The following is a 19,499-nucleotide window of genomic DNA, read 5'->3' as shown; positions in this document are numbered from 1 at the left end:
CGATTTAAACCTAGCAGGATCGCTTCTCATCAACTTGTTTTCGAAATTGGCCGCGTGGTGTTAGCTACGGTTTCGGTGCAATAACCGGGGCTAACGCCCGTCGGCTGATGAGCCGAAACCGAAGAGTTAAGATGGTCGAAGCACTAGGAATCGCTTTTCGGAGAAAATGTCACTTGGGTCAAGGTCAGCTGGCAATCCCATGTTTCACGCGCTCCCTGTTTCATAGGATTGCTAAATCGTAGGTCACGAACCAGACACCCCGTCGCATCGTCTTTGAGAGCATCACACAGAGCGACAACCTGCTTCACCGTTGCCCGGTTCAGTTTGATCGTCACCGCCTGCGACATGTAATCAGAGCGTTCCAAACGCTGCGGTGCCGATGGAGTTTGCGTGGACAGCATTCGCTCTGGCAACCCCGCTTCACCGACGGCGGTATAGATGCGATTTAGAATTTCATCAGCGGCTTGGACTTGTAACGCCGCGACCGATGGTCGGTTCTCGAGCGTCTTGATGTCGTCAAGCATCCGGCGAAATTCAGTCAACTGACTTCTATTTTCAGACAGTTTCTGCGATCGTCGCCATGTATCGGTCAACGAAAACCAAGCCATGACGCCGAGCACAACCAGTCCGATCACCGCAAGGACGCGTTTGCTGTCGACACTCATCGATCGCCTCCTGATCGCTCGCGGTCGGATGATCGGTTCGTTGTCGCCTGTAAGTTGTCTACACGATTCGCTGGGGAAATCCACTCGGCTTTGAGCGTTGATTGGTAGGTTTCGATCGGCTCTTGTTGATTTGGCGGAATTTGTTCGGACGCGGGGGGGGTTACCTGAAATCCGACATTCTCCATTTCACTTGCCAGTATCCCGATCTGGATCGCCGACGCAGCCCGGACGGTTAGCGAGCACTCGCCGTCGTTGATTTGCATTTCTAGCACGCGAAAACGCGCATCTCGCTCTCCGGCTCGTTCAAGACTGTCAAACAAGTCCCGCAGGACCGCGGCAGCCGAAATTGGCAAGTTGACCGATTGGATACCGCGAGAACCGATTGCCCGGGCATGCTCATTTCGAACCGTGCGCATCAGCAATACCGGAACGCGCTGCCGCGGGAAGGCATCTTTAAATGCCTGGCGCTGTTGCTGGTCAATGGCGGCTAGCTCACGTTCGTAGCGTGAACCGCGATACCATGAACCGGCCCAAACGGCCAACAGGCAAATCACAGCGGAAAGCCCCAGCCAACGCAAAGGCGTGCGAATCGCATGAAGCGAATCTTCGGATGCCAAGTCACCGCATCGAAGATTTAGGCTCGGCGCGAGCTTTCCCTCGCATGCCAACTGTGCCGCATGCCCGATCAGATGAGACGGAGGCCGCGAGATGGACTTGGCGTTTGCCAGAGTTGTCATTGCTTGATGACGCCCAACAATCACCCAGCCCCCATCGCGTTCGGAATCAAAATCTGAGCATCGCTTCCAAAGCTCGACCGAACTGTAGCTCTTCCAGCGGATGACGAGCTTGTCGGCGTCCACATCGATGGTTTCAAAGCAACCGTCTGATTGTACGATCCCAATTCGGATCGGAAATTTAAGTTCAGGAAGCGTGATAATCGACTGGGTGATCAGCAAGCTTTCTGGAATGATCGCGACGACTTCAAATCCTTCGGCACCGAGCGCATCGACCAGGACGCTCCATCGCCGAGTTTCAATCGCGATCGCAAAAATCTGCTTCCGATCACCAGTCACGTGATAGTCACAAGTGAACTCTTCGGCATCAATTGGCAGCAAGCGTTCAAGTTCGTAACGAATCGCCGTGCGGTCTCTCCCATCGACACCTTCGGGTATTGCCGCATCGACACCGTAGCACTCATTCGAATGTAATGCCAAAACACAGCGTGCCGAAACATCTCTCACTGTTTCTTTCAGGGCTCGCAGAGCTTGGGCGATTGAGGCGTGACTTGTCTCGGTAGGTATTTCGACAAGCGACTGACCGCATCTTAGTTCCCAGTGCGACCACCGCTGGCGAACAATACATCCGTTGCTTAACGATGTATCATTGATGGTTTTGATCGCCGCTTCGTTCATCGGTTGCGTCGCCGGTTCCCCCGTACGTTGGAACGGTCATCCGAAGACGCGGTCAACGTTTTCTTTAAATGCAACGTGGATGTCGCACCATTGACGTCCAAGATGACTTTTTCCGACGCGATCGATTTCACTTGGACGCCTGGCGGGGCAAGCTCGATGGTTTCACCAACCCGGCGAATGTCCGTTTTGCCACTCTCGTCACTCAAAATTGCGAGACGCTGTGTTGGGTCGATGATCGTCCCAACGAGCGTCCAATTCAATTTCGGTTTTGGCGCCGACGGCCGGCTAACCGGCTTGGGGACAAAACGCGCCGGTTGTTGAGGCTTCGGTGGTGGAGGCGGCGGATCGTAAAGCGGTTTCTGAATCGAAAACGAGAAATCGATGGCTCCGACACTCGTAGCCCCATCAACATCATCTGCGGTCTGAATCGGTGGCCGAACATCCGGTCGCGTGATTGCCGCTAATGTGGGCGGTGCTTCCAACGGTGCCACCGCCCAAACGGCCGCCCAAACCGCCCCGGCGAAACACGCGACGGTCGCGGCGACCAAACATCGTTGTTGTTGTTTCACGTTCACTGAACCAGCACCGTAAGATCAATCAGTAAGCAAAGCGTTCGTTGACACTGACTCCGTCGTCGTCCTTTCGAGTGACGGTAAACGTTCGTTGTCGACGGCGTGCTGTCGCCGAAGCATCGATCCACAACGAAAAATGTTGACTCGAATCGGACAGTAGACGCTTTAAGCGAGTCTTCTCCGATTGTGATTTGGCTTCTCGGTCGACGAGTAAATTTACCGAGAGGGTCGGGGTCTCTCTATATCGGTCAACCAATCGATCCGCTCCAGCACGGGAAAGCACACACCGCGCCACCGCCGCTATCGCTCGATCCGAGGCACGTTTCAGGTTAATTGCTCCGCCGCCAAAGAGGGTCACTTCCGAGGTCAAATTCGGCAAAGCAGCTTGGTTTCCGATGGTCGTAACCAATCTCTGTTCATCGAGGACTGTCCCCCAACTATGGAATGCCCGCGGCAATGGGGGGGGCTCGGTCTCGTCCTGCTTGGTTTGCCGTAAGTCCTGCTCGCTCATTGGTACACGATCCACCGCAGGTGAAATACGGATTGCTTGCGCCGCAACCGGACCGGCTAGGTCCGACAATGTCTCACTTGTCCGCTGGATTCCGGCCATATGGTAAACCTGGTTGAGGTTCACTTTCGCGTCTTCATCAGCAAGCAGCACATCAAAGGTCACTTCGCCTAGGGTCACGGCCGAGCGAAGCTGCCGCGGAAATTCGATCTCTCGAAACTCCGTTCGCTCCTTGCCAGCTTGCTTTACTTCCACTCGCTGCTCTTCGATTCGTTCGAATACCTTCGCCGCCCGCGGAAGCACAGTGGCTTCGATCGACGCGATTCCCCAACGCTGCTGCAGCCGTACCGATGCTTCTCGCGACGCAAGTGCTCGCCGCAAGCTGAGATTCGACAAACTGGCCAGCACGGTAATTAGTAGTACCAACACTGCGATCACGGCCAACAGAATGTAACCGTCCTGTTTTTTTTCGGTGACCGATCGAATTACATTCTCAGTTCGCATGATGCCGGATCACCTCCCGAATCATCAGACGCCCAGAGGAGTCCGCAAGCTGCACACGAAAGCGATCGGGCAACGGCATCAGTCCGCCGGTGGCTGCATCGCCCGTTTCCACCGAAAATTCGCCCAGTGGCTCAAACTGCAGGTCACCACAACCGACCCAACATACGCGACTCTCGTCCTCGACTGATCGGACGAGAACCCGAAACGCCCCGCGCGATTGGACTTCGTAATACACCCGCGAGGCAACATGATTCGGCCCAACAAAACCATCCAATATGATTGTGTTGGTTTGAAGTCCGACGCCACGTGCATTTTCAAAGTCAAATCGCAATTGATCGGCCAAACGCTCCGCCGCAAGTCGATCGAACGAGTTGCGGCGAACTTGGACCGTCTCGGACACGACAAGGTTAGTCACGCGCAACAAGACCACCATCAACATCGAAGCCAGCACCAAAGCGACCGTTAGTTCGATTAGTGTCATCCCTTCTGCGGTTGCTCGGCGACTTCCGCTCATTGAGTCGACTCCGGTTGCACCAAATCAACTTGGACCAGGGGGGGCCCTGACTGCAATGCATCGACAATTTCCAATCGTACGATTCGTACGGGAACGTTCGTGATGACAGTTTGCCCGGCGACCGATGTTTTCCAATACCAATTCGGCGTATCCAAAAGCACACCGCGACCAGGCACCGGTATCCTCTCATTCGATGATAAAAATGTCTCGATCCATTGGTCGGCAAGGAAAGTTGCTTGGACGCGTTTTTCCGCCCGTGATAATTGCCGCCGATGAGTTGTGAACGCCAGAATTGATCCAACAAGTACCGACGCCATCAACACAAGTGCGATGACGACTTCGATCAGCGTCAATCCGTTTCGCCGAGCAGACGATGGTTCAACCAATCGCCGTTGTCTATCGCAGGCTCTCATGGTTTCACGAGTAGACGAGAAACTTTTGTACCGTCTAGATTATCGACGATTTGCCCAGAGCCACCACTGATAAAAATCCAACGTGCCGAATCACCACACACCAACCTGACCGCATAGCTCGGCGATGCCCCAAACTCATTCATCTGAATCCTCGCCTGGCGATTCCGAATCACTTTGCCGCCGTGACTGACGAAACGATCAATCACAACTCGGCCTGACAATCGAAATGTCCGTTTATGCGGAGCTTCAATGATCAGTTGTCCGCGTGACGGATCGATTTGACCACTCGCGCCTCGCCGGCTTAACCGAGCATCGGCGCGACATTGCCGATCAAATTGCTCAACCGTTGCGGCCGCGAGTTCAAGCGATTGTTTCGCGAACGCGGCTCGACTGGTCAAGGTCGCAAGCGATGCCATCACGGCTAGCAAGACCATGACGACGAGCAGTTCGATCAACGAAAACCCTCGCCGTACCGGTTGGCCGGGAGTGTCCATCATGACGCGTCCAGCATCGCACTGGAAAAATCGGCATCCTCACCCTGCCCACCTTCGCGACCGTCGGCGCCAAGGCTGAGCACTTCAAAACCATCGTCGGTAACAAAATACAAATAGGGGTTTTTCCATGGATCGACGGGCAACTTGCTAAGAAAGCCTTCTTCCCAAGTCGGCGTCGGTTCGGTGAGGACTTCTAATCCTTCGTCATCAGTTGGAAAACGTCCTTGGTCGAGGCGAAACGTATCAAGAGCTTTGACGATCGTCGCGATTTCTGCTTTCACCGCATTTTGACGCGAGTTAACCAAGTAGCCTCGTGTACGGATTGCGACCAATCCGGCCAGCATCCCCAAAATCACCATGACGACAATCAGCTCGACGAGTGAAAACGCGCGACGGCGTTGGGATCGCTTCGTCACAGACGAGTCACAAAACATTTCCAGCCTCCAAGATCGGAAGAATAGTGGCCAGCAACAGGAATCCTACCATGGCGGCCAAGACAAGGATCAAAACCGGTTCGACGAGCGCCGTGATGCGGGCCGATGAGGTTTTGACTTGTTCATCATAATCATCGGCAAGGCGAAAAAGCATCTCATCTAGCTTGCCAGTTTCCTGTCCGACCGAAAACACGCGAACCGCCAGTGGGGGGAACACTCCGCTTTGCGAAAGCGCATCGGCGATGTCTTCCCCAGCCGAAATGCGTGTCCCGCAATCTCGTAGTGCCGTACGAAATACCACATTGTTCACCGACCTTTCGGCTAGCTCGAATGCCCGCGTCAATTCAACGCCGCTGCGGGAAAGCGTCGCGATGATCGTCGCGATCCTAGAAATCCCCTGCTTGACGAACATCGGTCCAAGGACCGGGACGCGTAACATCCAACGATCGACAACGCGGCGACCGGCCGGATGACGCACGACCGAAACACCGACAACCGATAGCACCAATAAACCTCCAAGCCACCACCATCGATAGTTCAGTAATCCTTCGCTCAGTAGTTTTGCGATGCGAGTCGGAAACGGAAGCGTCGGTAGCGTTTCTTCCAAATTCTCAAGCAGCGGCGGAAGCACACTGGTCATCAAGAACACCGCAGCGGCGGCACCAAAGCAAACTAAAAATGCCGGATAAAGAAGTGCCGTCGTCACCGCATCGGTGAATCGAGATTGGCGTTGTTTGAACTCGGCGACTTGCGTGAGCACCGCATCCAAATTTCCCGCATTCTCACCGACTTCGACCATCTGAATGGTGGCATCATCAAATGAATCACGACGACTACGCAAGGCTACCGCAAGCGATTCGCCAGCGGCGACCCGTTCACGTACGGCCAGCAAAGCCGTTCGCATCGCCCCGGTGTGTTGATCGGTCATCGTGTCCAAGGCATCCAGCATTGGAATGCCGGCATGCAGTAACATTGCCAGTTCAGAAATCACCGAAGTCCATTGCTTGCCCCCGGTGAACCGTTTCCATCGCGGAAACCGAAACAATGTCGGGCTGTCTCGCTCCCCTTTGACGACGATCTTGCGTACCCGGATGCCTCGATCACGCAGTGAGTCACGGGCTTGCCGCGGCGAATCGGCGTTGATCGTTCCACGGACGGTGGATCGCGATTCGTCGGTACCGGTGTAAGAAAAGACTGCCATCGAACTACTGTTTCGATTTTAAAAAAACGCTGGGGCGATCCTTTTGCCGGCGGCGTTCATCTTGCTCGTCCTGCAAGCCCCATCGCTACAATCGAGCCTCTGCCTCTAACGTCGACAAAGTCTCCTATCTTACAGCGTCGTGACCCGTCGAACTTCATCTAAGGTGGTGATTCCTTGACGCACTTTCTCAAGACCATCGTTGGCCAGCAACTGCAACCCTGATTTTAATCCGGCTTCACGAATTTCCGCGGCGCTTGCCCGCCGACCGATCAATTCTCGACAAGCTTCGTCGATGACCAGCAACTCGAACAGCCCGATGCGTCCGGCATAACCTGTTTGCCGACACGCTTCGCAGCCGACCGGTTGAGAAGCGTGGAGATCATCATTTAGATTTGCACACGTCGTCTTGCAATGCGGGCAGAGTTGACGGACCAAGCGTTGGGCCAATGACGCGACCAGAGAACTACTGACCAAATACGGTTCGATCCCCAAGTCCAACAATCGCGTCACGGCGCTCGCCGCATCGTTCGTGTGCAACGTACTGAACACCAAGTGTCCCGTCAGCGAGGCCTGAATCGCCATCATCGCGGTTTCGCTATCACGGATCTCTCCCACCATGATAATGTCAGGATCTTGTCGCAAGACGCTTCGCATTCCCGACGCAAAGGTCATGCCTTTCTTTTCGTTGATCTGAGTCTGGCTGATCCCTTCAAGCTGATATTCGATCGGATCTTCGAGCGTCAGGATATTTAATTCTTCAGAATCAAGTTCCTGCAACGCCCCATAAAGCGTTGTGCTTTTTCCGCTTCCCGTCGGTCCGGTCACCAAGATCAATCCATGATCACGTCCGATCAGCTCTTTGAACATCGCCAGCTTATCGGTGGGCATGCCAAGTTCGGCCAGCGAATATAAGCGAGCGCCTTTATCGAGCAATCGAATTACGATCCGTTCGTTATGACTTGTCGGCAGCGATGCGATCCGTAAGTCCACGATGCGTTCACCCAGTTGAACGGTCGCCCGCCCGTCCTGCGGCAATCGCTTTTCGGCGATGTTCATCTTTCCAAGGACTTTCACACGTGAAAGCACCTCTTCTTGAACTGTCTTAGGGATTTCGAAGGTGTCGAACAAAACCCCGTCAATCCGCTGTCTGACCATCAAGCGATCTTCATAGGGTTGGATGTGAACATCCGAGGCACCGGATTTCACGGCATCAAATAGCAAGTGATTGACCAGCCGAATCACAGGCGCACGCCCTTCGGTATCGAGCAGGTCTTCACGTGGACCGAGTCGAGCTAATTCGCCCAACAAAGTGTCGCGATCGAGAGAGTCGATCACTCGCTGAGTTTGGCTGGACTGTTCGGTGTAAGCACGGTTGATTGCCTTTCGGATCGCCTCAGAAGTCGCCGGAAGTGGGCGAAGTGCGATCCGTCGCAAACCACCACCCGGGTTTTGTGATAAGGCTCGGCCGATCACGTCGACTTGATTAAGTCCCGACACTGAATCGATTGCCAGCCACAACTCGTCTTCGCCCTTGCCTCGCAAACCGATCACGTTGTGTTGGCGTGCATGCCCGATGCTAATTCGATTTAGAAAATCGCTCGACGCTTCAAACTGCGAAAGATCTTCGGCGACTGGCATGCGCAACTTGGCGGCGATGTCATCAATCGACACATTCATGAATCGAGTACGCAAACCGAGATCAAAGGTAGGTATCGGCAGGGTGTGTTTTGATTATCACCTGGCCCAGTAAGCCGATGACGCCAGACGCGGGCCCTGTCAGACAAGGACGCTGTCAGACGCGGGCGCTGTCAGCCGGCGGCGCTGCCTTTTCGTGATACGGGCCCGACGCCAACGTATGCGATGCACCGATCTTGGATCGGTAATACCGCACCTACCGGCCAACGTGTCAGGGTTCGGGATAAACCAGCTGTGGACGTGACTCCAAACCATCATCGGTTTCGAATCCCGGCTCCGCCAGCAACGCTTTATCATACACCGACTGCGCTTCGATGACCGTGGTGGACTCCATCGGCATTGGAACTGACGGTTCAGTGAAATTGCTGGACCCCCACGTTTGATCCGCCGACGGCCCTGGCTGTCCGGCCGGCAAGTTTTCCGGAGGGCAGTGAATTAACATCGGACCGCTAGTCGGATAATCGGCCGACAACTGCGCGTCGTGTGATTGAAGATCAGAGAGGAATTTCAGATCACGAAACTGACTGTCACGTAGGATTCGTGGTCGAATGAATAGAAAGAACGAGGTTGTCGATTGTTCTTCGGTTCGCAGGCTGCTGAGTTCACGGATGATCGGCACTTTCTCTAGCCACGGTACCCCCGTTTGTGTGTCCGACTCACTGGTGCGTTTGAGCCCGCCGACGATCACGGTTTTGCTATCTGGAATGGTAACGACACTTCCCACCCGATCGATTTGCCGGGGCGGTGGCAAATTGTTGTCACCCGAACCGACAAAGGTACTGAATTCGACATCGAACTCAAGCTGCAGATGATTGTCTTCGTTGATATGCGGGGTGACTTGAATCGTTGTCCCGGCTTCCTGATTTCCACCGAGCCCTGTCAACGTCGTTGTCTCGCCTTGGCTGAAGGCCTGGAACGGGATACTCGAAATACTGTTGATAACACCGGTTTGGTTATCGTTAACCAGCACTCTCGGAGACGAAAGGACGCGTCCTCGTGTGTGCCGACTAACCGCCTGAACGATCACGTCGGCAACGTCGGGATCGACCAGGACACCGTTGAATCCGAGCGAAGGATTGACCGTCAATTGTCCTGTTAGCGGATCGACTTCGCTCAGTCCGAACGATGTAAACTCGAACAAGCGTTTTGACCCCGTGCGATCTCCGGCGCTGATTTCAACGCCTAACGAAAAGTTGTCTGATGTGTCGATCGCGATGATGTCCGCTTCGATCAATACCTGCGGCCGGCGTTGATCCAGCGATCGAATCAGTTTTTCATAGAGGGTTTGCACGTTGGATGGGGCGAACACGATCAAACTGTTCGTCGCGACATCCGCCGATACACGCGCCCCGCCGGGCAATGTCGCCACCGATCCGGTTCCCATGCCGCCGCCCATTGACGATCCCATTCCTCCGGCCAATCCGATTCCGCCCCCCATCATGGCCAAGGCTGCGTTTTGATTGGCCGTGCGCGTCGATGACAGATTTCCAGATAAATTCTGTCCCACCACGCCAAACTGTCCTCCGCCCATACCACCGTTTGGTTGCACGGTAGCCATCGCGCCTGGCATTCCACCGGCGGCATTGTTTGGAAACGTGCCTGGAATCGAACCGTTCGCCCCTCCCACCATGCCAGCAGGAACGACGCCGCCCCCCATCATTGCGTTGCCACCGAGCGTTCCAAATGCCCCGGCACCAAAACCACCCGCGGTTTGTACGCCGCTTCCGGCGGCTTGCTGGAGTGCCAACAACGAATACAACACTTCAATCGCGGTGGCATTCTTTAGCTTGTAAAACCGAATGGGGCTTTCCTCGGCATCGATCGGGCGGTCAAGCTCTTTGATCAATGTTTCAATCTGTTGATGAATCGTCGCGCCGGCCCGGACCACCAACAAGTTGCCTTCTTCGTCAATCGTTGTTTCGAGTGATCGAGTACCGTTTCGATCGGTGGTGGTCTCACGATCTACGAACCCTTGAATCAAACGGTCCAAACGTTGGGCACTGATATTTTCCAGACGATAAACCTTGGTTTGAAAATCGGTTCCCGAATCGAGACGCTGTAGCAGGGACAGAGCCGCATCGACCAATTCCTTCCGACCGGCGACCACGATTCGCCTGCCGGATTTGTCGACCAACAGTTTCGGTTCGGATGCGTTCGCGGTCTTGCGGTTGTCATCGACCGACCGCAAGCCTTCGAATTGCTCGATCAGCATTGCGGGTGGACGGCGGCGCACTTCGTAGAATTCGATCACGCCCTTTTCATCTGGCCGATCAATCGTTTCTAACAACTCGGCGATCATCCGTACGTCGGCGGCATAACCGGTGACGATCATCAACCGTTGTTCTGGCAGAGGGACTATGTTCGATCCGGTCCGGGAAAGAAACGCCTTCAGCGAGGATGATGCCATGGTCAAGTCGATGAATTTGACCGGCAAAACTTGAGTGACCGCGGCAGCCGGTCCGTTGCGACGAGACACCTCGGCGGCATTCCCGGCGGGCGCTTCACTGACGATGTCCGCAATATCAACGACACGTTTCCAGCCGGGGACCTCGCTATCGACGATGGCTAATTTCGCCTCCCGCAGCAGGCTGCCCAACAATGTCGGCAAGACCTTCTTCGGTAGCTTTGCCGGCGTGTAGACCGTCACGTCGCGACGCGCGATGTCGGTTCCATGTAAAAATCGAACACCGAGTTCCTGACTCATCAAATCCAATAGCGTCGTCACCTTGACCGTCCCCGAAAGGTTCAATTCGACGATCGCATCGCCATCAATCTCGTCGGCCAGCGACTGCGCCGATACAGATCGAGGGGGCATGATCGCTAGGCACACCAACGTCAACGGCACCGTCAGCACCCATGCGGCGATCCGATGGGACCAACCGAAACCGTCGGCCGGCACCGAGCCCTCGAGATCGAATTGAGAGGAAGCACGAGGCAATCGAGACACCGGTAGTTCAGGTTTCGGGCGGAAAATCAAGACCATCTACCGCGTCGATAGAAAAATTCCTGAGCGGTGTCAATTCAATCTAGGCAAGAATAGTGGAGGTAGCGGCCGTAGAGAAAACGCAAGCCGAATGCGATAGTGCTTCATTGACCGTTGATTTCAGTATTAGCCGCATGACGTTAGCCACGGTTTCGGTGCAATAACCGGGGCGAACGCACGTCGGCTCGTCGATTTAGTCAAATCGAGCGACTCCACGATCAGCCGACGGGCTTTGGCCCAAACTCGAGTTTGTGCGGAAGAACCGCACGCTATCGTGTTTGCGGCTGAGTAAATCAACGAGCCGTAGGCGAGTTCCGCTACCTTGTGATTCGATTCAGTCGAGGCGTCAAAACCCCAAGCCGCGGAAAAAGCTTTGCACCCGCGACTCGAGCTGCTGCGAAAACGTCTTTTCGTCCTTTGTCTCGGCGGCCGTCGTGAACAATTGGTTTTCCAAACGACGCGAAATCTCGCGGTGACGCCCCAAGGTGTAGTGGTCGGATCCGATCAATCGATTGACTCGCGTCAATGTCTGGGACGCCTCGTGGACGTCTTCCTTCGAGAAGGAATCGGGGTGGCTGACAATCGGCCACAACGTTCGCATGCAAAGGTCAACGACGTCGCTCTTCTCCATTGATTCCGCTTGCATTTGCGACGTAATGCTGATCGATCCGGTCTGCGTCACTACCGGCGCGTCGGTAGCGGGAAGCTGCAAATTGAGCAATTGAGTGAATTCACCGATAGCTTTGCTTTGGACCTGCGGGTTGGAACCGGCACAAGCCACATCGACCAAGACCGCTTTGACGATGCGTGGATCGGTCGCCGTTTCCTGGCGTTCGCGAATCGTTTCCAGAACGGCGTCGGTATTCCCAGCAAGACGCGCCAGGTTCCCCAACGCGATCGACAGCGACTGTACATCCCAGGAATTCTGATTGTGGTATCGATCGTAGCCATTTCGCGACGCAATTCGTTTTCCCCACGGGTAAACCATTCCGGTCGAACCATTAGGAATGACGATAGCGGTCAATGCGTCCGCTAATTGCGATGCCAACTCGGCGTCGACTTGAGGCGCGGGCTTCTCGCTCAGCAGCGGCATCGTCAGGTCGCTTACTCCCAGCGGCTTTGACCAAGACGCAACGGTCTTTAACAACCGCACCCGTAGTTCCGTCAGTTCCTGTTCTCGTTCGTTGACGTTGTTATTGTTTTGACGAATTGGGGTTAACGAAAAGGGATCGTTTCCACCTGAAATCGGCGCGATCGGCGGCCCCGCCTGCAAGGCAATTCGCAGGGCTCGCGCCGAGTCACGGAGTTGCCCTTGATCGACAAATGAGTCGGCGATGTCCAAACAGAATGCAACCTCATCGCGAGTGAGCTTTGATTGTTGGGTCGCTTTTTCTTCGAACTCCTGCAGGATCTCTTGTACGCGATCTTCTCCGTAACCGCCGATGGCCAATAAAGCTAACTCTGCGGTTTTATTACCAGCGACGTCTGCCATCGTTGCCAAGTAGTCCGCCAATTGCTTTGGAACGCTGTCAGCATCAGGATGGTCGGACGACTTTGCCGCAATCAAAGGCACAAACAGATCATTCAATCGTTCCAACGTTCTAACTTCGCCTTGTTCGCTGAGCTTGGCGAGTTCGTCTTCAGAGGGAACCACCTTCATCAATTGATCGAGAGCCTCGGTCAATTCATTTCCCGAGTCTTGGTTTAGCAAAACGACGACGCGAACAATGTGTGCGCACAAATGATCCGGCGTCACTTCGATCTTCTCTTCCACCGTCTGCTTAAGTTGATCGATGACTTCCACGCCTTCGTCAGATTCCCTCGCTTTCTCAATCGCGACGAGTATGCTTGGGGTGCCTTCGGAGCGTCGGATCTGCTCGGGGGATCCTTCCAGCAAACGCGGCAATTGATCGGGGGCATTCTCGCCGAGCTGTTGACCAAATGACAGGAGGTAGGTGCGACCCGCCTCTGACGTGATGTTCTCGAACGCTTTTTGACTGTCACTTTCGTATCGCTCGCGATTGGAACTTCCACCCCAACGCTGTGCACGCTCAAATTTTGCTTGATCGGCAAGGAGTTGCTGATACACCTGATAGGATTCAATTGGAAAATCGTACGTTGAGAACATGCTGGCTATCCCGGCGATCTCATTGATGTCTTGATAGTCACCGTAGCCCGGATTGTTGACGTTCTCGTCGGAGTGATTGATTGCCTCGTAATACCGCATAATCAACTCGCGAGCTTTCCCCCGTTGTCCGAGTTCGACGTACCAGTGAATCAAGCGTGCCGCAGGAGTGAAGCTAATCGCGTTGTTGAACTTCGTTTGATCGATACAAGCGGTTTGATACAGATCGACTAAGAGTTCCGTTTTGTTCTCCAGCGCAAAGTCGTCTTCTTCTAACGCTAGCCCCGCCTGCCAAATCAGTGCTGGGGCGACCTTCTTTATCGTTCGTTCACGATTTTCTTGAACGAACAACTGATGGATGGCGTCGTAAGACGCACGGGTTTCTTCTTTCGCTTTGCTGGTATCCTCCGCATCATCGTCGTCACAGACAATTTCAACGAGGGATAAGAGCAGTGTTGCTGTCAGCCCATGTTCCTCTTGATCGGCTTCCTTTGCTGCGGTCGCCGCTTCTCGGAATTGATTTCGGTACTTTTGGTTTCTCTTGACGATGGCAAGCAATTCTTCCAGTCCGCCACTGGCTTTTCCCGCGCCGGTATAGCTGTAAATGTTCCAGTAAGAGCCTCGCGCATTGAAAGCTGTTTCCTCGCACGCGGCGTCGATGATCGTTCGATCGACCTCGGGGATCTTCACTCGTTCATTCGGTGGGATATTACGCACGATGCTGAAAAGGTAATTTTGCAGATCCGAGCGACGTAGCATCCGACGGAGGAAGTCGCGTTTTGCCTCGCTGTAAGAACTGTTGCCGTTGCGTCCCATCCGCAGCAATTCGTCGATGCGATAGGCGGGAATCGCGTTGGGGTCGATTTGATTGAGCAACTTGAAAGCGAATTCCGTTTCTGTCAGGTTCCTCGCCGGAGAATACATTTGATAGAAATCAGATCGAAACGCGTCTGGCTTTTTGATGTAGGCCTGCAGATACGCTTCGACCGCTTCCTTATTCTTGCCGGCGCTTTTTAGGGACTCGGCACGAGCGAGCAATTGCGTGGCCGAATCTTTACCGGAACTCTCGCTCAGTTTGCCGAGTATTTCGTTCGCTAAAGCGGTTTTCCCGGCCGCGCTGTAAAGCTCGGCCAAACTATTCATCGCACGCCGTGAATTTGGCGCAAGTTCCAGTCGCCGTTTCGCCCGCTCGATCAACGGATCGAGTTTCTTTGCGTTTCGAAGGATCGTGACGACCTGGCGTCGGTAGTAGTCCGCGTTGTTCGTGGTCGACCGACCGCCGTTAAGTTTACGCAAAACCGAATAGGCGACTTCGGCGGCCGCTTCGGGGTCACCGCTGCTCAGGAACGCGTTGGCGATTTGGATTTGAGTTCGTTCGTCTTTTTGACGTCCACCACGCAGACGTTGCATCATCGCTTTGGCTTGATCGTTCATACCCAACTGACGCAACTGTTCGGTCAATGCGAGCTGTGTCGTGGTATCGATTCGCAACCCAAACAATCGTTCGGCGGCTGCCCTAGCGCGTTCGGTATCACCAATCCGAGATGCTAAGTTCATCGCGGCCATTTCCTTGCGAACCAACATCCGACTGTCGAGAGGTTCGAAGGAGTCTAGTTTTTGTAACGCGATCCTTGGCTGGGCGACTTCACTTGCCAGGCGAGCCTGCTCGATGCGTAGGTCAACGTCATCGGGAAACTGCGTGCAAAGGCGATTGATGCGCTGATAACATTCCGTCGCATCGTTGGCCCACCAATGGGCATAAGCCGTCAACACGTCACGCGTTTTCTTTTCGATTTCGTTGGCGTCCTCAACGGGACGATCGAGAAATTCAAGGAACTCTTCGGGCACTTGGAATTGAGCGCGACCGCTTGAGTTCGGCTTCTCGGGAAGGAAACTACCAAATTCAGTGATCACGTTCTGTGGCAACAGGTCTGCCGACAGCGGACTTTTGATCGTCACCCCGTAGTAACCACCTCCACTGCTGCGAACGTATGCATTGGTGGTCCCATTGGTTAATCCAGAACGCCGACTGGTTCGCGGGACGCCACAAACTTCTGCCAAGGCAGCATCAAGAAACTCGAATCGATGCTCGTCATACAAGGCCTTCGCCGTGTCGTTGCCTCCACGAATAGAACCAAAAAATCCCGTCGTGCTTGAACCGCTGGTCCGATTGGTTCGGTCGCTATCCCTCGCCGCCGGCATCAGTCGCGGGATCAACGCTTCGGCGGATTCCATGTCATCAATGGTTGTGTAGAACCGCATGATGTTGACCAGTTCGGCCAACGTCGCGTCGTCCTGAGGGGGTTCAATTTCATATTGTTGGGCGAGTTCTTCCTCGCCACGCGTTTGATGCTTCCAAGCCAACACTTTGCGAAATTGCGTGAGGTGCTGCCAATAATACACGCCGCGAACACTACGGTCGGAGTGTGCCCTTGCTTCGGCTTGGTCGTGCAATTGTTTCACTAGTTCCCATTGCTCGTCCGTCCAAACCGAATCCTCTTGTTGGCGATACTGTGAAAACAGCATGACACGAAGTGATTGTTCCCCGAACTTTGGATCGAGTTCGGCGAGCCGCCAATTGCATCGTTTGGTGCGTTCTTTGTCTTCTTTGTCGAAGTGACTGTTGACCGCTTTGCGGGTCAGGTAGCGGCAACTCGATTCAATCCCTCGATAGTCCCAGATCACATTCGCGTCGTCGATTTCATCAATCTCTGGCATCGCGTACTTCGTCGACAGCAACTCGTAGATCTTCTTCGAAGCGACGCTGTCTTGATTGGTTTTACTAATCGCGACGAATTCCAGCGTCGCCGCTAAGACACGGGCATGACCAAAATTCCGCGGTTGAACGAGCTGTGTCCCGCGAGATGAATACGACGAACTGGAATATTGACCGAGTTTGTATTGGCGGGCAACTTCGTAGTAGTGACTCGACCAATCGGTTGGCTTAACCGGGCGGGTCGACGTATTGTTCCCCGGCCGACTGCCTCCGCGAGAGGCTGTCGGGGCGAGCTCATCAACTTCGATGTCCAGCTGACGCACCTCGTTGGCTAACTCGATCGCTCGCTGATATGGCTGCGACTGACTCTCGTCGTCGTTGCCGTCGACGGGCTGGTGCAACAGCAACTGAGCAAGGTACAGTTTGACATCCCAAAGCCGATCATCTCGATTCAGCGCGGCTTGGCAAATCGCGATCGCGGTTTCCATATCCGATCGGGCCACGGAACCTCGGATCATTCTGCCGAGTCGCTGCGGATCCGCGTTTAGCGAAATCCGTTTGCTCAGCGCCGTTTCGATATCGATCATCTCCGCTTCGAGCTGAAACTGGATCAGCTTGAAACGGTTTTCAGGGGTGTCTTCGATGGCGGCGATGCGCTCCTGGTATTCTGCCGCGTCGGTGACTTCATTCGCCAAATCACACACTCGGACCATACGATCGAGCAGTGAAACGTCACGAGGTGCGTCTGCGATCGCCGTTTCCAGCACCGATTTTGCCGCGCCATAATTCTCGACCGCTTCGTAAGCGGCGGCGGTCATCACGGTGATGCTGCGGCTGTCGACGTCATCCTCTTGGAGTTCTTCGATCCGACGTACCAGATCCTCCACTTCATTTTTTCGGTCATACAGCGGCGCCAAGCTTTCGACCAACAGCACCTGGTCGTCCAACTTGCTTTCGTACCGCATCGCCTGCCAATAAACTTCGATCGCCTCGTCGGTGCGGAAGCGATCGGCAAAGGCCGAGGCCAACGTCCGGCGGCTGGTATTGTCGCGAGGTGCGACGTTCATCGCCGTGCGAAGCGCCGCGATTGCTTCGTCATCACGCCCGGCGCGAAATGCCAAACGGGCCAAAAACTGGTACGACTCGGCGCTCGCAGGATTCGCAGCGATCACCTCCGCACACGTCTTCATTGCCTCGTCGACCTTTCCCAATCGCATCTGCAAATCGGCGACGCGACGGAGGTGATTGGTTTTAAAGCGAATGTCGAGTTCAGCTAACCGCCTAAACTTTTCGGCGGCGTCGGCGAAACGGTTTTGACGTTCGGAGACCTCCGCTGCGATCAGCAAGATGTCCACCGAATCAGGAGACATTTCGAGCGCCGCTTCGATCGCCGAACGGGCATCAGCCAATTCCCCGGCGGCGGCGTGAAGCAATGCCAGGACACGAAGATTGTCGGGCGTTTTTTCCGCGGCTTCCCGTTGGGCGATTTGATCAAGAAGCGTACCCGCATCGGAATAAGTATTGATACGATCACGCAGTAACTGCTCACGTTCATCGGGGGTCTCCGCCAGGGTTGCCGCCCGGTCGAGCCGCTCGAATGCTTCATCGAACAAGCTTGACTCGCGAAGGAGTCTGGCAAACCGCAATTCTTGGTCGAATTGCAGGTCATGTTCCGCTGCGACACGCCAAGTTTCAAGCGCGCGTTCATCGAACTCGAATGTCTGAAAAACTTCGGCCAATCGAACCAGTGATTCACGGTCGCGGCGGTCATCGGCGGCCATCGATTCCCAAGTTTCGACGGCCGCTTCTTTTCGATCGAGCTTATACAGGTACTCACCCAAGTACTCGCGGTATTGAGGCGATTGGGGGGCAACATCGATCGCTTGGCGATACAAGTCGATTGCTTGATCGATCTGATCAATCGAACGCATCGCATCGGCAACTTGAGAAAGAATCACCGCATCGTCGGAACGGGCTTCGGCAAGGCGAGTCCAGATCTGAGCCGCTTCGTCACGCCGCTGGTCGAGCGCACGATCGCCGTCTTCCAGCACCACTCTGCCCCAGCGAAGCAAGTAATCCGGATTGGTCGGATCGGCATCGACGAGTTTTTCGTACTGGTCCGCCGCGGCGGTAAGTTCCCCTTGATGACGCAACACATCGATCAGCGTCAGTCGAATTTCGGTCTCCGTGGGGGCCTTTTCGAGTGCCGTGCGAAGCGTTCTTTCGGCATCCTCGAGGCGACGCGATGTGATATAGATCCGTCCCAATCGAGTCATGACTTCTAAGTCATCGGGCGAGGATTCGAGCTTGTCCTCGTAGTATTTCGCCAGGGCGTCGTAGTCGCCCGATTTCAAGAAGCCCTCTTCGATCCGTTGCCGAACGCTGTTGTAGAGCCAGCTTCCCGGTCGAAGTCGCGTCAGGATGTTTTCCAGGTCGGTGACGCTTTCGTCGTGATTGCCGAGGCGGCGTTTCATCTCGGCCGCCCGGACCGCGAAAGCGACTTTTTGTTCGGCTTGGCGAGCCGAATTCGCCAGCGAGGCGTACCGGTCGAGGGCCGATTGGTAGTCCCCTTCGTCGGCCAACGTTTGAGCGATTTGACCACCGACCTTGTCGTCCCCCGGAAACCGCCGCTCAAGTTTTTCCCAGACAGCGAGTGCTTTTTCAGTCTGGCCGGCTCGCCCATAAAGACGTCCTAGTTCCGTGAAGATTGGCAACGCTTCGGCGCGAGCCGGTTCACGTGTGATCGCACGCTCCATCGCTTCGGCGGCCTTTTCGTTTTGGCCAACCGCGAGCTGGCTCTTGCCGAGCAAAAAACTGGCCATCGCATCGTCGGGACGCAAGTGCTCGGCGTTTTCAAAGGCTGCCACTGCCAAGCCAGGCTTCCCACGCTGCAGTTGCAACAGCCCCAAAATCATCTGCTTGCTGCCCGCTTCGGGATCGTCGGCGGAAACATCGAGTGACTCCAGCAGCGACTCCAGCGATCCACCCTGCACATGAAATCCGTAGACGCGATCGAGTGCCGTCCCGCTCCGTGGTCGGCGGAGCAGCACGGTCATAAAACGATCGGCCAATTCGGCTTGCTTCTTCGCTTCCTGGGCTTCAGCCGACGGCGTCTCCGATGACGTTTGGGCCGACACCGGCTCCGAAATCGTCAACTGACTGACTCCGAGGGCGAAAATGATGAACGGCGTGATGGCCAGGCGTGACGCTGCTGGAAGAAATGACGTTCTTCGCACGTGCATACCGATTGTCCTGAGGCAGAG

The 19,499-nt window shown here is 54.9% G+C and carries 12 protein-coding genes; all 12 read right to left on the bottom strand.

All coding sequences use genetic code 11. The features are described 5' to 3' along the window. Positions 1–143: 143 nt before the first annotated feature. Positions 144–665 carry a hypothetical protein gene (locus FYC48_RS14850; RefSeq protein ID WP_149497505.1) on the bottom strand — a complete coding sequence of 174 codons (522 nt, stop codon included), beginning with the start codon at positions 663–665 and terminating at the stop codon, positions 144–146. Further along, positions 662–2,077: a type II secretion system protein GspL gene (gene gspL, locus FYC48_RS14845; RefSeq protein WP_149497504.1), complete on the bottom strand. Its 1,416-nt coding sequence runs from the start codon at positions 2,075–2,077 to the stop codon at positions 662–664. Before gspL ends, FYC48_RS14850 begins: the two co-directional genes overlap by 4 nt. Beyond that, positions 2,074–2,652: a type II secretion system protein N gene (locus FYC48_RS14840; RefSeq protein ID WP_149497503.1), complete on the bottom strand. Its 579-nt coding sequence runs from the start codon at positions 2,650–2,652 to the stop codon at positions 2,074–2,076. The genes gspL and FYC48_RS14840 overlap by 4 nt, the downstream gene beginning before the upstream one ends. 22 nt (positions 2,653–2,674) lie before the next feature. Further along, positions 2,675–3,661, bottom strand: coding sequence for a type II secretion system protein GspK (locus tag FYC48_RS14835; protein ID WP_149497502.1), 987 nt, complete (start codon positions 3,659–3,661; stop codon positions 2,675–2,677). After that, on the bottom strand, positions 3,651–4,175 hold the full coding sequence (locus FYC48_RS14830) for a PulJ/GspJ family protein (RefSeq protein WP_149497501.1): 525 nt from the start codon (positions 4,173–4,175) through the stop codon (positions 3,651–3,653). The genes FYC48_RS14835 and FYC48_RS14830 overlap by 11 nt, the downstream gene beginning before the upstream one ends. Continuing rightward, complete coding sequence (locus tag FYC48_RS14825; RefSeq protein ID WP_149497500.1) at positions 4,172–4,588, bottom strand: type IV pilus modification PilV family protein; 417 nt, start codon at positions 4,586–4,588, stop codon at positions 4,172–4,174. Before FYC48_RS14825 ends, FYC48_RS14830 begins: the two co-directional genes overlap by 4 nt. Next, a complete protein-coding gene (locus tag FYC48_RS14820) occupies positions 4,585–5,085 on the bottom strand; it encodes a prepilin-type N-terminal cleavage/methylation domain-containing protein (protein WP_149497499.1) in 501 nt (166 codons plus the stop codon). The genes FYC48_RS14825 and FYC48_RS14820 overlap by 4 nt, the downstream gene beginning before the upstream one ends. Further along, entirely contained in the window at positions 5,082–5,516 is a 435-nt protein-coding gene (gene gspG, locus FYC48_RS14815) for a type II secretion system major pseudopilin GspG (RefSeq protein WP_149497498.1), read from the bottom strand. Before gspG ends, FYC48_RS14820 begins: the two co-directional genes overlap by 4 nt. Next, positions 5,506–6,717: a type II secretion system F family protein gene (locus tag FYC48_RS14810; RefSeq protein WP_149497497.1), complete on the bottom strand. Its 1,212-nt coding sequence runs from the start codon at positions 6,715–6,717 to the stop codon at positions 5,506–5,508. The genes gspG and FYC48_RS14810 overlap by 11 nt, the downstream gene beginning before the upstream one ends. Before the next feature lie 129 nt (positions 6,718–6,846). Then, complete coding sequence (locus FYC48_RS14805) at positions 6,847–8,394, bottom strand: GspE/PulE family protein (RefSeq protein ID WP_149497496.1); 1,548 nt, start codon at positions 8,392–8,394, stop codon at positions 6,847–6,849. A 229-nt stretch (positions 8,395–8,623) separates the two neighbouring features. Next, positions 8,624–11,359 carry a secretin N-terminal domain-containing protein gene (locus tag FYC48_RS14800; protein ID WP_160149537.1) on the bottom strand — a complete coding sequence of 912 codons (2,736 nt, stop codon included), beginning with the start codon at positions 11,357–11,359 and terminating at the stop codon, positions 8,624–8,626. Positions 11,360–11,741: 382 nt separating this feature from the next. Next, entirely contained in the window at positions 11,742–19,478 is a 7,737-nt protein-coding gene (locus FYC48_RS14795; RefSeq protein ID WP_149497494.1) for a tetratricopeptide repeat protein, read from the bottom strand. Positions 19,479–19,499 lie beyond the last annotated feature (21 nt).

Source organism: Roseiconus lacunae, assembly GCF_008312935.1.
Taxonomy (GTDB): domain Bacteria; phylum Planctomycetota; class Planctomycetia; order Pirellulales; family Pirellulaceae; genus Stieleria; species Stieleria lacunae.
This window is presented reverse-complemented; position numbering and strand designations above follow the sequence as displayed.

Excerpts from the sequence above, each read along its gene's own strand:
- FYC48_RS14810 (WP_149497497.1), bottom strand. The coding sequence starts at position 6,717 with ATGGCAGTCTTTTCTTACACCGGTACCGACGAATCGCGATCCACCGTC.
- FYC48_RS14835 (WP_149497502.1), bottom strand. The coding sequence starts at position 3,661 with ATGCGAACTGAGAATGTAATTCGATCGGTCACCGAAAAAAAACAGGAC.
- FYC48_RS14825 (WP_149497500.1), bottom strand. The coding sequence starts at position 4,588 with ATGAGAGCCTGCGATAGACAACGGCGATTGGTTGAACCATCGTCTGCT.
- gspG (WP_149497498.1), bottom strand. The coding sequence starts at position 5,516 with ATGTTTTGTGACTCGTCTGTGACGAAGCGATCCCAACGCCGTCGCGCG.
- FYC48_RS14850 (WP_149497505.1), bottom strand. The coding sequence starts at position 665 with ATGAGTGTCGACAGCAAACGCGTCCTTGCGGTGATCGGACTGGTTGTG.
- FYC48_RS14795 (WP_149497494.1), bottom strand. The coding sequence starts at position 19,478 with ATGCACGTGCGAAGAACGTCATTTCTTCCAGCAGCGTCACGCCTGGCC.
- FYC48_RS14830 (WP_149497501.1), bottom strand. The coding sequence starts at position 4,175 with ATGAGCGGAAGTCGCCGAGCAACCGCAGAAGGGATGACACTAATCGAA.
- FYC48_RS14805 (WP_149497496.1), bottom strand. The coding sequence starts at position 8,394 with ATGAATGTGTCGATTGATGACATCGCCGCCAAGTTGCGCATGCCAGTC.
- FYC48_RS14820 (WP_149497499.1), bottom strand. The coding sequence starts at position 5,085 with ATGATGGACACTCCCGGCCAACCGGTACGGCGAGGGTTTTCGTTGATC.
- gspL (WP_149497504.1), bottom strand. The coding sequence starts at position 2,077 with ATGAACGAAGCGGCGATCAAAACCATCAATGATACATCGTTAAGCAAC.